Source organism: Rossellomorea aquimaris, from assembly GCF_000935355.1.
Lineage (GTDB): Bacteria > Bacillota > Bacilli > Bacillales > Bacillaceae_B > Rossellomorea > Rossellomorea aquimaris_B.
In genome coordinates this window covers 18827-33363 of the sequence record NZ_JXZC01000011.1, presented here as the reverse complement: position 1 = coordinate 33363, position 14537 = coordinate 18827, and the positions used below count along the sequence as shown (strand labels likewise).

The 14537-nt window shown below is 43.5% G+C and carries 15 protein-coding genes and 1 other annotated feature; of the genes, 9 read left to right on the top strand and 6 right to left on the bottom strand.

Translation table 11 applies throughout. From position 1 onward, the window contains the following. Positions 1 to 13 precede the first annotated feature (13 nt). Together TV75_RS18675 and TV75_RS18670 are read right to left on the bottom strand one after the other, a co-directional pair. A complete protein-coding gene (locus TV75_RS18675; protein ID WP_044340323.1) occupies positions 14 to 586 on the bottom strand; it encodes a class I SAM-dependent methyltransferase in 573 nt (190 codons plus the stop codon). Beyond that, positions 583 to 1548: a TIGR01212 family radical SAM protein gene (locus TV75_RS18670; protein WP_082051356.1), complete on the bottom strand. Its 966-nt coding sequence runs from the start codon at positions 1546 to 1548 to the stop codon at positions 583 to 585. Before TV75_RS18670 ends, TV75_RS18675 begins: the two co-directional genes overlap by 4 nt. A 201-nt stretch (positions 1549 to 1749) precedes the next feature. Between TV75_RS18670 and TV75_RS18665 the strand changes: the two genes are divergently transcribed. From TV75_RS18665 to TV75_RS18655, 3 genes are all read left to right on the top strand, one after another. Next, on the top strand, positions 1750 to 2043 hold the full coding sequence (locus TV75_RS18665) for a YtzC family protein (protein ID WP_044340369.1): 294 nt from the start codon (positions 1750 to 1752) through the stop codon (positions 2041 to 2043). Then, positions 2040 to 2204 carry a hypothetical protein gene (locus tag TV75_RS18660; protein WP_044340322.1) on the top strand — a complete coding sequence of 55 codons (165 nt, stop codon included), beginning with the start codon at positions 2040 to 2042 and terminating at the stop codon, positions 2202 to 2204. Before TV75_RS18665 ends, TV75_RS18660 begins: the two co-directional genes overlap by 4 nt. Positions 2205 to 2357: 153 nt before the next feature. Continuing rightward, positions 2358 to 3545 (top strand): MDR family MFS transporter, encoded by a 1188-nt coding sequence (locus TV75_RS18655; RefSeq protein ID WP_044340321.1) that lies wholly within the window; start codon positions 2358 to 2360, stop codon positions 3543 to 3545. Between the two features lie 343 nt (positions 3546 to 3888). Here the strand turns inward: TV75_RS18655 and TV75_RS18650 are convergent, their stop codons facing one another. After that, positions 3889 to 4398 carry a cupin domain-containing protein gene (locus TV75_RS18650; RefSeq protein WP_044340320.1) on the bottom strand — a complete coding sequence of 170 codons (510 nt, stop codon included), beginning with the start codon at positions 4396 to 4398 and terminating at the stop codon, positions 3889 to 3891. 173 nt (positions 4399 to 4571) lie between these two features. On the opposite strand from TV75_RS18650, the gene TV75_RS18645 reads away from it, so the two are divergent. The 3 genes from TV75_RS18645 (at position 4572) to TV75_RS18635 (ending at position 8345) form a co-directional block, all read left to right on the top strand. Then, positions 4572 to 5933, top strand: a complete 1362-nt coding sequence (locus TV75_RS18645) for a sigma-54 interaction domain-containing protein (protein WP_044340319.1) — start codon at positions 4572 to 4574, stop codon at positions 5931 to 5933. Between the two features lie 297 nt (positions 5934 to 6230). Next, entirely contained in the window at positions 6231 to 7553 is a 1323-nt protein-coding gene (locus TV75_RS18640; protein ID WP_044340318.1) for a GntP family permease, read from the top strand. A 15-nt stretch (positions 7554 to 7568) separates the two neighbouring features. After that, positions 7569 to 8345 (top strand): 3-hydroxybutyrate dehydrogenase, encoded by a 777-nt coding sequence (locus tag TV75_RS18635; protein ID WP_044340317.1) that lies wholly within the window; start codon positions 7569 to 7571, stop codon positions 8343 to 8345. A 98-nt stretch (positions 8346 to 8443) separates the two neighbouring features. On the opposite strand, the gene TV75_RS21975 is transcribed toward TV75_RS18635, so the two are convergent. Next, positions 8444 to 8593 (bottom strand): hypothetical protein, encoded by a 150-nt coding sequence (locus TV75_RS21975; RefSeq protein WP_156142525.1) that lies wholly within the window; start codon positions 8591 to 8593, stop codon positions 8444 to 8446. A 304-nt stretch (positions 8594 to 8897) separates the two neighbouring features. Next, positions 8898 to 9119 (top strand) — a binding site (T-box leader). 91 nt (positions 9120 to 9210) lie between these two features. Here TV75_RS21975 and leuS point away from each other — a divergent pair. Both leuS and TV75_RS18620 read left to right on the top strand, forming a co-directional pair. Next, entirely contained in the window at positions 9211 to 11625 is a 2415-nt protein-coding gene (gene leuS, locus TV75_RS18625) for a leucine--tRNA ligase (protein WP_044340315.1), read from the top strand. A 289-nt stretch (positions 11626 to 11914) separates the two neighbouring features. Continuing rightward, the gene (locus tag TV75_RS18620) at positions 11915 to 12229 is read left to right on the top strand and encodes a rhodanese-like domain-containing protein (RefSeq protein WP_044340314.1); all 315 of its coding nucleotides are present in this window, start codon (positions 11915 to 11917) and stop codon (positions 12227 to 12229) included. 61 nt (positions 12230 to 12290) lie between these two features. On the opposite strand, the gene TV75_RS22420 is transcribed toward TV75_RS18620, so the two are convergent. Both TV75_RS22420 and dacB read right to left on the bottom strand, forming a co-directional pair. Further along, the gene (locus TV75_RS22420; protein ID WP_253275569.1) at positions 12291 to 12674 is read right to left on the bottom strand and encodes a D-alanyl-D-alanine carboxypeptidase; all 384 of its coding nucleotides are present in this window, start codon (positions 12672 to 12674) and stop codon (positions 12291 to 12293) included. Positions 12675 to 12685: 11 nt separating this feature from the next. Next, the gene (gene dacB / locus TV75_RS18615; protein WP_253275568.1) at positions 12686 to 13804 is read right to left on the bottom strand and encodes a D-alanyl-D-alanine carboxypeptidase/D-alanyl-D-alanine endopeptidase; all 1119 of its coding nucleotides are present in this window, start codon (positions 13802 to 13804) and stop codon (positions 12686 to 12688) included. A 527-nt stretch (positions 13805 to 14331) separates the two neighbouring features. On the opposite strand from dacB, the gene TV75_RS18610 reads away from it, so the two are divergent. Beyond that, positions 14332 to 14514 carry a sporulation protein Cse60 gene (locus TV75_RS18610; RefSeq protein ID WP_044340313.1) on the top strand — a complete coding sequence of 61 codons (183 nt, stop codon included), beginning with the start codon at positions 14332 to 14334 and terminating at the stop codon, positions 14512 to 14514. Positions 14515 to 14537 lie beyond the last annotated feature (23 nt).

Genomic DNA, 14537 nt, shown 5'->3' with positions numbered 1-14537 from the left:
ATTTTTACTTTTTTCATCTCTTCTCCAATGCCACAATGAATGGAGGATTATTCAGCTGATTTATGAATTGGTATCTCAGGACATGCACATAGTTTTGATCCAGTCTTTCAACGTAGCGAAGGAGGTAATCCCTCTCTACGGCACCCTCAGGATGTCCGTGATAAATGACAAGGACGAGAATCCCTTCAGGTGCCATCATTTCCAGGATCTGGTTCAAGGCGAGTATCGTGGTCTTCGGACGGGTAACGATCTCCTTGTCACCGCCTGGTAAGTATCCAAGATTAAATACTGCCCCCGTCACTTTCCCGTGATGCAATGGAGGAATGACGTTCATAACAGTCTCGTGACCTTGGTGAAAGAGTGTCACCCGGTGAGCAAGATCATGGGTGATGAGCTGTTCCTTCGTGTTTTCGATGGCTTCCTCTTGAATATCAAAACCGTATACCCGTCCGTTTTCTCCGACTAACCGGGCCAGGAATAAGGTGTCATGTCCGTTCCCTAGTGTAGCGTCTATAGTAATGTCTCCCGGTTTCACAGCCCGTTCCAGAAGCTCTCTTGCAAAAGGTAAGATTCGATCTAATTTCATGTTTTCACATCCACTTTATAAAATTTTCCCTGCCAGCTGTCCCGGCGTTTTAGTTCATCGTCAATCGCGTTCAATACATTCCATTTATTCACGCTCCACATCGGTCCGATCATCAGGTCGATAGGTCCGTCCCCGGTAATGCGGTGAACGATCATCTCCGGTGGGATGACTTCCAGCTGATCGCAAACCAATTTCACGTAATGATCGAAATCCATGAAGTCAAGCAGTCCTTTTTCATATTGCTTGACCATTGGAGTTCCTTTCAGTAAATGCAAGAGGTGGATTTTGATTCCCTGGACGTCAAGTTTGGCCACTTCACGTGCTGTTTCCATCATCATTTCTTCATTTTCTTGAGGCAGTCCGTTAATAATATGGGAACACACCCGTATACCGTGCTTTCTTAATTTATTGACGCCTTCGACATAGCATTGATAATCGTGGGCCCGATTGATCAATCCGGCGGTTTTTTCATGAACGGTTTGAAGTCCCAGTTCTACCCATAAATAGGTTCTTTCGTTCAATTCAGCTAAGTAGTCGACTACATCGTCAGGAAGACAATCCGGACGGGTAGCGATAGAAATACCAACAACGCCCTCTTGTCCGAGAACTGATTCATATTTCTCTCTCAGCACATCGACAGGTGCGTGAGTGTTCGTGAATGCTTGGAAATACGCCATGTACTTCCCATCTTTCCACTTTTTGTGCATTCTTTCCTTAATATCATTGAATTGTTTTTCTAAAGAGTCGACCCTGCTTCCGGCAAAATCACCAGAGCCTGCAGCACTGCAAAATGTGCATCCTCCATGGGCGACGGTGCCATCCCGGTTCGGGCAATCGAAGCCTCCGTCCAGGGCAACCTTAAAGACCTTGTGTCCAAAATGGTTTCGCAAATGATAGTTCCACGTATGATATCGTTTGGTATCTGTGGCATATAGAAATGGGTTTGTCCCGATGACAAACACCTCCTAGTTTTCAATGTGTGTAGCAGTATGTATGACGCTCAAAAAGATTTTAACATGAACACCGGGTCAAATGTATCCTGCATAAAGAAATAGGCGAAGATTACCACTTCTGAAACGGGCAATCAGGTTCAAACTAAGGTGGAGGAGAGTATGGATAGGACCTTCCTCTTCTTTATTCCAAACGTCAAGGAGGTAGTCGGAATGGCCACAAGAAATTCGATCGATGAATGCATTCAAAAGTGTGAAGATGCCATTCGTTACGCTCAAGAACAATATAAATCAGGGTCACAGCAGGAGCATTATCATGATGTAGAATATACTCAAGCCATGCAACAGCTTGAAGCAGCGGTGAATGATGTAGCTCATTTAGCCAATAGTGCGAACTCTCAACAGCGTGAACAATTGCATCGCATGAGACTTCAGCTTCAAAACATGCAAAATGAAATGATTTTGTTAGATCACGATCCAAATGTAGTAGGAGGTAAATTACATTGACCACACGTTCTGACAAAAAAAACCCTGAACAAAAAACCAGGAGTGACTTCCGCAATCTTGATACAGAATTCGGGGCTGAAAACAATCCTGTTAAAGCTGCGAAAAAGCGATACGAAAAAAAGGGACAGCCTGTCAAGTCCGATCATCATAACGGAAAATGATTGTCTAAAGCTAGGTGCTATTAATGGTGGCACCTAGTTTTTTTAATTTGAAAAAAGGACATCCATTTTAAGAAATAATTCTTGCCCCCTTCCACAAAAAAGAGTAAAATCCTTTTGGGACTCGAAATAAAAGGGTGGAAAGGGGGCAGAATCATGCCCAAATCATTATGGTTGCTTGTCATTGGAATGATGGTGAATGTGACAGGTGCCTCTTTTTTATGGCCTCTTAATACAATTTATTTACATGAGAATTTAGGGAAATCACTTTCTGTAGCGGGAATTGTGCTGATGATCAACGCAGGTGCGAGTGTCATTGGAAATCTGATCGGGGGAACACTCTTTGATAAGTTTGGTGGATATCGTTCCATTCTATTGGGAATTTCCATTACCTTAACTGCTTTGGTAGGGATGAATATTTGGCATGGCTGGCCACACTATGTTGTCTTCTTGACGATTGTCGGATTTGGCTCTGGAATCGTATTTCCTTCCATGTATGCCATGGCAGGTTCGGTTTGGCCGGAAGGTGGACGGAAAGCATTCAATTCTGTCTATGTGGCGCAAAACATTGGAGTTGCCGTTGGAGCCGCACTAGGTGGGTTCGTCGCCTCATTTTCCTTTAACTATATATTCTTAGCGAATCTTAGTATGTATATCGTCTTTTTCTTCATTGCCTTATTTGGTTATCGAAACATTTCCATTAACGGTCATCAAACATCTGTGTTGAATGAGTCTAAGATGATAAGGGATACATCGAAGCTGAAGGCCCTGCTCTTCATTTGTGCGGCCTATTTATTATGCTGGGTGGGCTATGTTCAATGGCAATCCACTATTGCGACGTACACTCAGGAAATCAATATTTCCTTGAAACAATATAGTTTACTGTGGACGATCAATGGAGCGTTGATTGTGCTTGCGCAGCCACTACTATCAAAAGCCATCAAGCGTTTTGAACATAATTTAAAGCTTCAAATCATGATTGGGACGATTATTTTCATGGTTTCGTTCGGCGTGGCTTCGATTGCCGATCAATTTCAATGGTTTGCGATCGCGATGGTCATTATGACGATTGGTGAAATGCTGGTATGGCCGGCTGTCCCTACGATAGCCAACTCACTTGCTCCAAAAGGGAGAGAAGGGTTCTATCAGGGAATCGTGAATAGTACAGCAACAGGAGGAAGAATGATTGGGCCGTTTATGGGAGGAGTATTAGTGGACCTATTCAGCATGCAGGTGCTGTTTATGACGTTGATCGTTTTCTTCATGGTCTCATTAGTGATTACGAGTCAATATGATCGTCCATTGAAAAAGAAAAGCGCTGTGTCCGTATCAGTTCAACAATAAAGAAAACCCCAATGAGAAATCATTGGGGTTTTTTCCATATAAAAAGGGCTCCCGTTTCCTACGGAAGCCCACTTGCAAAAAATTGAGGCGGGAGATCAGCAAACGCCACATCGTTTGTTGTCACAAGGACGTGATCCCCGACTTACACAATTCAGCTCATCGCTATAATAGAATAGCATAGGACTTATAAGAAAACAAGACTATTTCAATAAAATAATCTAATCACTTAGATTACAGGAAGTTTCAGAATGATTTATAGTCGTTTCTAAGAAGTATTACAATAAAGGAATAGGAATGGAAAAAATCGAATAATAACGTAATCAACTGGATGCAGAACGTTAGCTTAATCCAATTTCTTGAGCCAATATTTTATGAGTGGACCCGTTTCTCCAAACACAGGGTCCAACGTCGGACGCAGAACGCTCTTAATTTCAATCAATACACTGGGCCGTTCTCGTAATGAACCTTTTTTCAAATTATAATCGTCACCGTTCGGATAGGCTCCTGCGACTTTAAAGTCGGGACTTGCGGATAATTTCTTATGTCCGGTTCCGGCTGGGAGGACGATCACATCACCTTTATGGACCGTCACTTCTTCGCCCATTTCACCGCCTAATTGAACCGTTGCCTCACCTTCCATTACCCCTAATACTTCATGTGCATTACTATGGTAATGGTGGTAATCATATATGCCATTTGTCCAACTATTGAGCCATTGATTCCGGTTGAAGAGCTCTTCGGCGCCATTAGGATGATCAAGTGCATTCCGGTATATGAGTACGGGAAGGTCCGGGTTATTCGGGATGATTCCATCGTCTTCGAAATAAAATATTTTCAGTTCTGCGATTTTCATCCTTTCATTCCTCCATTCATTGTTAAGAAGTTTCCCTAATACCGTATAGATTAAACCGAATCTCTACTGGAAATTGAAATGATTGGAAAACGGATTCATTTTCGAAACCCTGGTGAGTGTATGTGCTACTATAGATATATATGTTCTCTTGCAAAATAGAGGAGGAAATGGAAATGGGAAGCTTATTAAAAAAGGTATCCGTCGAAATGATTGAAATCATTCTTGAGAACGCTTTCGAATGGTTGGTCGTCGTTGATGATGAAGGCACGATTATCTACATAAATGACAATTACTGTCGCTTCCTTGAAGTTGAGCGGGATAAAGCGATTGGCTCGCATGTGACAAACGTCATTGAAAATACACGAATGCATATTGTCGCTGGCACCGGCAAAGAAGAAGTGGCAGATCTTCAATATATAAAAGGAAACTATATGATCGCCAATCGAATTCCGATCCGGATTGATGGAAAGGTGATTGGAGCATTTGGGTCTGTTATCTTTCGGGACACGAGTGAATGGATGCAAATGAGTTCTCACGTGAAGAACATGATGTCGAAAATTCAAAGCTATATTCAAGACATCAATACCGGAGTGAAATACTCGCTGAATGATATCATCGGTGAATCACCTGGCATGAATGAGCTGAAAGACAAAGCCCAAATGATCGCTCCCAGTGATATCTCCATCCTCATCAGAGGGGAAAGTGGGACCGGTAAAGAGTTGTTCGCTCACAGTATCCACCAGCTCAGTGAAAGGAGTGGACAACCCTTTATTAAAGTGAACTGCGCAGCGATTCCAGAGCAACTTCTGGAATCAGAGCTATTCGGTTATGAGGAGGGTGCTTTTACAGGGGCGAAAAAAGGAGGTAAGAAAGGAAAGTTTCAGCTGGCTCATAAGGGTACACTGTTTCTTGATGAAATTGGGGACATGCCCCTCAATATGCAGGCGAAGCTTCTAAGGGTTTTACAGGAAGGGGAGGTCGAGGCAGTCGGTTCAAACCGTGTTCAACATGTGGATGTCCGTATTGTTGCCGCCACCAACCGCCCACTTGAAAAGATGATGGAAGAAAAGCGATTTCGAAGTGATCTGTATTATCGTATTAACGTCGTTCCTTTTCAAATTCCACCTCTCCGTGAACGGAAGGAAGATATCGAGACATTGGCAGCTTTTTTCTTGGAAAAATCGACAAAATCCTCGGGAAAACGGATTCAAGGCTTCGAAAACGAAGTGATGCAGATATTTCTTTCTTATAGCTGGCCGGGGAATCTGCGTGAGTTAGAAAATGTCATTAACGCATCCACCTATTTGTCTAATGGAAGCAAGATTTCCCTTCAGTCCCTACCTTCTTATATGAAGGCAGGAAACTTGTATGACGTAGGATCCAAATCATTAAAAGAAATACTCGAAGAAACGGAGAAATCCGTGTTGGCACAAAGCCTGCAAACCCACCAGCACGATAAACGAAAGGTTGCAGAGTCTTTGGGGATAAGCAAATCAAGCATGTATGAAAAATTGAATAAATATCAGCTTCTATGATGTGGTTGTGCCGGGTGTCCGGAAATATGGAAAGTAGTCCATGTTTCCGGACTCTTTTATTTTTAGTACAAAAGTGTACATTTTGTGACTTAATGAATGAATTCGTCCAGAATCTCGGAATCCAAATAATATTTAAGTGTGGATATAAATGAGTTTGGAGTAATCTGAAAGTTGGCACAATTATTGCAAGGATTATGTTTGAAAGTATTTTATGGAAGGGAGAGTAGGGGTTTGAATAAAAATGTAAACGATTTCATTTGCAGGTAATCATCTTTAGAGAACAAAGGGGGAGATATCATGTTAAGCATGATCGGTCTTATTGGAGGACTCATTTTATTAATCTTTTTAACGATGAGGGGCATGAACATATTGATTGTTGGCCCTATATCGGCATTGTTCGTTGCGGTGTTAAGCGGCATGCCGCTCTTTCCACAATTGGCGGCTGAAGGGGAAGCGAATCTGGTAAGCAATTATATGTCAGGATTCACTAGCTTTGTCGCCGCCTGGTATCTAATGTTCCTGTTGGGTGCCGTGTTCGGAAAAGTGATGGAAGATAGCGGTGCAGCGGATAGTGTCTCCCGTTTCGTTGTAGAGAAAATGGGGATGAAATACGCAGTTCTGGCCATTGTTGCAGCCTGTGCCGTACTAACATATGGCGGCGTCAGTCTCTTCGTTGTAGCATTTTCTGTTTATCCAATGGCGGTTAGTTTATTTAAACAAGCGGATCTGCCGCGCCGTTTCATTCCTGCTGCCTTAGCATTCGGTTCGGTCACGTTCACGATGACCTCTGCCGGTTCACCGGAAATCCAAAACTGGATCCCAATTGAATATCTGGGGACGACACCTTATGCAGGCTGGGAAGTCAGCTTGATCGTCGCCGTGTTTATGGCAGTGTTTGGCTATTGGTGGTTGAAGCGTATGATCACAAAAGCGGTCAATAAGGGAGAGAAGTTCCATTCACGCGAAGAAGATCCTGTCATTGATGAAGGAAGACCTTTACCTAACCCGTTCATGGGATTGATTCCATTATTAGTCGTCCTTATTTTGGCTTTTTCATTCCACGATTCATTAAAACAATCCGCCCTTATCATTGCCTTATTAGGTGGTGTGATTTCGGCTTATGTGTTAAATCGCAAATATTTCAAAGGCTTCTGGGGTGCTGTTTCCGAGGGTACAGTAGGTGCATTGATCGCCATCGGAAATACCGCCGCCGTTGTTGGATTCGGAGGAGTGGCCAAAGCCGTTCCAGCCTTCAGTACAGCCGTTGATGTCATGACGAATATTCCTGGATCTCCATTGATCGGTGGAGCAATCGCCGTCAGTGTGATAGCAGGGATGACTGGTTCGGCATCCGGTGGTCAAGCGATCGCATTGCCGATCCTCGCACCTCACTATGTTGATATGGGCGTGAATCCTGAAGCCCTTCACCGGGTTGTGGCGATATCTTCAGGAGCACTGGATTCATTGCCGCATAATGGATATGTCGTTACGACGATCCGCTCGATCTGTAATGAATCACATGGAGAAGCTTATGGGGCGGTTGGTGCCGTTACGGTCATTGTCCCACTTATCGGTTTAGCTATAGCGATTCTTTTATTCTCATTTGGCCTAGGGATCTAAGAAAGGAGTATCATCATGGTTGAAAATAAAGTTGTATTCATAACAGGGGCAGCGCAGGGAATCGGCTACGAAATCGGAAAAGAATTCGCTGCTAATGGAGCAAAGGTCGTACTGACGGATTTACAGGAAGATGCCGTTCAGGGAGCTTCAGAGGCCCTTAAGGCAGATGGATATGAAGTTCTTGGATTGCGCTGTGACGTGACATCGGAATCCGAGTTGAAAGAAGCGATTACTAAAACGGTGGATCACTACGGGAAGCTCGATGTATTGATCAATAATGCAGGACTTCAACATGTATCCCACATTGAAGAGTTCCCGACTGAAAAATTTGAACTTCTCATAAAAGTCATGCTGACCGCTCCATTTGTCGCGATCAAGCATGCCCTGCCTCATATGAAGGACCAGGGAACCGGACGGATCATCAACATGGCATCCATCAATGGATTGGTCGGTTTCTCCGGCAAAGCAGCCTATAATTCTGCCAAACACGGAGTCATCGGCCTGACGAAGGTAGCGGCATTGGAAGCGGCACAACATGGAATCACCGTCAATGCGGTCTGTCCCGGATACGTGGACACTCCGCTGGTCCGCAATCAGCTGGGGGACCTTGCCAAAACACGCAATATACCGCTAGAAAGAGTGATAGAAGAAGTCATCTATCCTCTCGTACCACAGAGAAGATTACTCGATGTCAAAGAAATTGCAGACTATACCATGTTCCTGTGCAGTGACGCTGCCAGGGGAATCACCGGGCAGGCAGTCGTCCTGGATGGTGGGTATACGGTCCAATAGCTGGATGGAGGAGAAACGACCTTGTTGGAGGTCGTTTTTTTTTAGGTGAGGTTGATGTGACGGTGATATATGGTGAGGGTGGATTTGGAAAAAAAACGTTAAATGGCTGGATTATTGATGGGAACGGCCGGATTATCTTCGGTTTCGGCCGGATTTTTTGTCAAAACGGCTGAATTCTTCTCGAGAACGGCCGGATTCTTCGTCAAAACGGCTGGATTTTTCTCGAGAACGGCCAGGTTCTTCGTCAAGACTCCTGAATTTCTCTCGAAAACGGTCGGGTTCTTTGTCAAAACGGCCGGATTTTTCTCGGAAACGGCCCGGGTTCTTTGTCAAAACGACTGGATTCTTCCGAAGCGACTTAATTCTTCATGAAAATGGCCTGGATTTATGATTGGAACGGCTCGATCTTCAACAAAGAGGACAAAACTTTTTCCAAAAGCGTCACCTGTAATCCAAACCATTCAAAAAATTGACAAGAATCTCATCCATAAATCAATAATAGGCTTGCGCTTCAGTATATTTTTCCCTAAAATAGTGAATACATATAATTATATTGAAACGTTGATCAGGAGTAGTAATGAAGGTTTTCTGTTTTAGAGAGTTGACGGGTGGTGAAAGTCAACCAGAAGCATCATGAACTCGCCTGCTGAGTTGCAAGTGTGAACCATAGTAAGACTTGCCGTTTTCCGCGTTAAGGATGAATGAAGCTGAGTGCGCGTACACTAATGTGGGTGGTACCGCGGGAGAATGTTAATACAAACTCTCGTCCCAAATATTTTTTTGGGATGAGGGTTTTTTTTTATTTTTTTCAAAAAAGAAAGGGACTTTACGACCTTTCGAATGACAATTAAAGGAGGATCTCAATATGAGTTTTAATCATAAAAGTGTTGAGACGAAATGGCAGCAGTATTGGGAAGAGAACAAAACGTTCAAGGCGACTGAAGATGAAGGGAAGTCCAATTTCTACGCATTGGATATGTTCCCGTATCCATCAGGTGCAGGCCTTCATGTAGGACATCCGGAAGGGTTTACGGCAACGGATATCCTTTCCCGCATGAAGCGTATGCAAGGATACAATGTCCTTCATCCGATGGGGTGGGATGCATTCGGTTTACCGGCTGAGCAATATGCCCTTGATACAGGGAATGATCCGGCAGAATTCACACAAAAAAATATCGATACGTTCCGTCGTCAAATCAAGTCACTGGGATTTTCGTATGATTGGGACCGTGAAGTCAATACGACAGATCCGGGCTATTACAAATGGACGCAATGGATCTTCACGAAGCTTTATGAAAAAGGCCTGGCTTATGTGGATGAGGTAGCCGTGAACTGGTGTCCGGCCCTTGGTACAGTACTTGCCAATGAAGAAGTCATCGATGGGAAGAGCGAACGGGGAGGTCATCCCGTAGAGCGCCGTCCGATGAAGCAGTGGATGCTGAAGATCACGGCTTATGCCGATCGTCTGGTGGAAGACCTTGAAGAGGTTGACTGGCCGGAAAGCATTAAAGATATGCAGCGAAACTGGATCGGCCGTTCTGAAGGGGCGGAAGTGAACTTTACCATTGATGGTCATGACAAATCCTTCGATGTCTTCACGACTCGTCCTGATACGATTTTTGGTGCGACATATGCGGTTCTTGCTCCTGAGCATCCGTTTGTAGAGGAAATCACAACGGACGAACAAAGCTCGAAAGTGAATGAATACATCGATAAGATCAAATCGAAAAGTGATCTTGAACGTACCGATCTTGCAAAAGAAAAAACGGGTGTATTCACAGGCGCTTATGCGATCAACCCGGCTAACGGTGAGAAAATGCCGATTTGGATCGCAGATTACGTTCTAATGAGCTACGGTTCAGGTGCGATCATGGCCGTTCCTGCCCACGACGAACGAGATTATGAGTTTGCGAAAGAGTTCGATCTTCCAATCATGGAAGTGGTCGCTGGCGGAAATGTTGAGAAAGAAGCTTACACAGGTGACGGAGATCATGTCAATTCCGGTTTCCTTGATGGACTTGGGAAGGAAGAAGCGATTGCGAAAGCCATTTCCTGGTTAGAGGAGAAAAACATCGGAACGAAGAAAGTCACGTACCGACTTCGTGACTGGCTATTCAGCCGTCAACGTTACTGGGGAGAGCCGATTCCTGTCATTCATTGGGAAGACGGTACGACCACGACTGTTCCTGAAAGTGAGCTTCCTCTTGTTCTTCCAAAGACGACTGAAATCAAACCGTCGGGAACAGGTGAATCTCCACTTGCGAACATCAGTGAATGGGTGAACGTCGAGGATCCTGAAACAGGCAAAAAGGGCCGTCGTGAAACGAACACCATGCCACAGTGGGCGGGAAGCTGCTGGTACTATATCCGTTATATCGATCCACATAACGAAGAAGCTCTTGCCGATGCGAAGAAAATGCAAGAGTGGCTGCCTGTGGATACGTATATCGGAGGAGCCGAGCATGCGGTGCTACACTTGCTGTATGCCCGTTTCTGGCATAAGTTCCTTTATGATATCGGCGTAGTTCCGACGAAAGAGCCATTCCAAAAACTATTCAACCAGGGAATGATCCTGGGTGAAAACAATGAAAAAATGAGTAAATCAAAAGGGAATGTTGTCAATCCGGATGAGGTTGTAGAATCTCACGGTGCAGATACCCTTCGTCTTTACGAAATGTTTATGGGACCACTGGAAGCTTCCATTGCCTGGAGCACGAACGGCCTGGACGGCGCACGTCGCTTCCTTGACCGTGTATGGCGCCTGCTTGTTGAAGAGGATGGTTCAATTTCCTCTAAAGTGACGGATGCACCGAACAGTGCTCTGGACAAAACGTATAACCAAACTGTTAAAAAAGTGACGGAAGATTACGAAGGCCTTCGTTTCAATACAGGAATTTCCCAGCTGATGGTGTTCATCAATGATGCATACAAGGCTGATACACTTCCTAAGAACTATGTAGAAGGATTCATCAAGCTTCTTTCTCCGATCGCTCCGCATATGACGGAAGAACTTTGGAGCAAGCTTGGTCACGAAGGAACGATTTCCTACGAGGCATGGCCGACTTTCGATGAATCGAAGCTTGTGGACAACGAAGTCGAAATCGTCCTTCAAGTGAACGGAAAAGTGAAAGCAAAAGTCATGATCCCTCGTGATATGAACAAAGAAGATCTTGAAAAAACAGCCATGGAAAACGATGAAATCAAAAGCCAAATCGAAGGCAAAACCATCCGCAAAGTCATCGCTGTACCTGGCAAACTAGTCAACATCGTAGCCAACTAATAGTTGAGTATATTTCAATATACTATATATTTGAGGGACGGACCTTGAACAGAATCTGATTGTCAGGAAATGCTATCAATTGGGGATTCTGTATTTCACCAAGGTCCGTCCCTTCTTTCTATTTCGAGGGGACGGACCTCTATTTGGGCCGGTTTTTATTCTGAGATCGCTTTAAATCAGCATTCCACTGAGGTCCGTCCCTCTATTCACTGGTTTCGATCTGATATTTTTGTTTGGGAGACGGGCTTTGGTACAATTATGGTGAGTGAATGATGAAAGGAAGATGACAATGGAAACGATTAAAACGATTACGACTGATGAGTTGGAAAAGAAGTTGAAGAATGGGGAAGATCTGCTTTTAGTGGATGTTCGTGAAGATGAAGAAGTGGCAGAAGGGGTGATCCCGGGAGCGAAGCATATCAAGATGGGCGAAATTCCTGAGTCACTGGATCAGTTTGATAAAGACAAAGAGTATATCTTCATCTGCCGTTCAGGAAACCGCAGCGGAAATGTCGCTCACTACATGCAGGAGCAAGGATATAAAGTGGTGAACATGGAAGGCGGCATGATGAATTGGGCCGGTGAGACAGCAGAGAAGAAATAATGGGTTTTATGTGAAGCACGTTCCCTTTTTTAAGGGAACGTGCTTTTTAATTTAACCTATTTTAATCATGTTCTTTACTTGTATCATACTCAGCCAGTGCAACAGCAATTTTATCTTCAATATCCCTTAAGTTACTAGCCATAAAGTTATTTAAGATGATGGAGAATACAAGATCTTTTCCATCTTTAGTCGTCACGTAGCCGGAAAGTGAGGTAGCCCCCGTAATCGTTCCTGTCTTGGCTTTTACATTTCCTTCAGCAAGGGTTCCTTTCATGCGGTTTCTCAAGGTTCCTCCCTCTAACCGGTTACTTGCACCTGCAACTGGAAGAGCGTTCAGATAAACCGGATACCATTCCTCTTGTTGAACTGAGTAAAGTAACTTTGACAATTCATTTGCTGGAATATTCGTGACATGGGATATACCAGAGCCATCTCGAATTCTCATGGTATCTGTATTTAACCACGAATTGAAACGTAGTCTTCAAGCACTTCAAGCCCTTTTTCCCAACTACCATCATGATGAACGACCCGTCCCATTTCTTTCACCAATGTTTCAGCAATCGTATTGTTACTTAGCTTCATGAAGGGAACCAATAATTCAGAGAGTGGCATGGACTCTTTTGTAAACAGGACTTCAGCATCTGCCGGGGTTTCACCATAGTCACCCTGGTGTTGTTTGACATGGACTCCTGATTGTACAAGTGATTTCTTAAATAAGTCCAGTGCATAACCAGTAGGTTCCCAAAGCGTCACCCAAGACCGGGCAGTTGAACTATCGACCGGTATAGAACCTTCTACCACAATATTGTTGGACCCGTGTTCTCGGGAAACGCTGATCGATCGTGTTCCGCTTTCGATGGTTTTTGTTTTGTTAATGACGGTCGGATAGCTTGTCTCAGGAGAAAGTTTAATATCTGCTGGCTGTCCGGCTTGTGTAGGGGTAGTTTCAACGATGACGGTACCAGCATCATAATCCGTATCAGGTGAGGCTGTAAGAGCTGAGATTTGAGCACCGTAGTAATACGATTCATCATTCCAGATCATATCTTCAGAAAGCCTTACCGAGTTGTACCAACTTTCATCTGCAATGATATTCCCTTGGATCGTCTTGATATGATTGGACTTTAAGAATGCTGCCATTTTATCAAAATCGTCTTTTAAAAGGGTAGGGTCACCTTTTCCTTTTAGATATAGGTTTCCTTTCAAGACATTACCAACAATCTTTCCATCGGTTAATATTTCTGTTTTGAATGTGTAATCGGGCCCAAGTGTATGAAGGGCAGCAGCTGCAGCTGCAGTCAATAGCTTCATATTTGAGGCAGTTTTCAAACGTATATCCCCTAAGCGATCAAGAATAATTTCACCACTTTCAGCATCACGCACACTGACAGAACCTATAGCGCCATCTAAGCGTTCGTCTGCAAGTATATCGTGAATTTGCTGCTCTAGATCTGCATGATCAATTGATGCGTTTACTGTTGTAGGAGTCTCAGTTGAGTGCAAGGGGGTCAAGATGAGGGTGAAAAGAAATAAAATTGCTAGTAAACGATTCTTGCTTAATTGTAATTGATTCATTAAATCCCTCCTAAATGACTAATGTACTTATATTAAATGAAAATTGAGAAAATTATAATAAATTTGCAGTATTTATACAAAAAATGAATATATTGTCATATTTTAAGCTGATTAAATGGGATGGAATATGTATCCTTTCTCTTAGTGGGACGCTTGTAAGTCGGAGTGAAGGAGGTTGGGGGGCTTTTTTTGTTGATAGTGAAGAGATTTGATAACAATCAAGACACTATTAAGTGTTTCAGTTGAAATTAGGTGATTTTGAGCAGGGTTAATGTGAAGGTAAGGTATTTTATCAGCGAAATCGGAGGTATATCAGCGGAATATTTATTTTATCAGCGAAATCCGGGATATATCAGCGAAATTTTCATTTTATCAGCGAAATCGAAAATATATATCAGCGAAATCAAAAAACACCACACTACCCGTAACAAATCCGCCCTCACCCTCCAAAAATATTTCTACTGAATCGTTTGAAAACTCACTATTCTGACAATACTAATACCAAAAACGATACGGGAGGGGATTCCATGATCCAGGTAAAGGTCTTCGACTACGAGCATGAAAAAGATTTAGAGAAAGATATGAACCAATTCCTCAGTAAAATGGATGATAAAAAGATCGTCGATATTAAATACCACGTAGCGGCGATGTCGGAGGAAGTGGAGGACCAGATTTATTGTTTTTCGGCCATGGTCGTATATAGAAAATAAAAAGGTTGATCGCTCTGAATAGG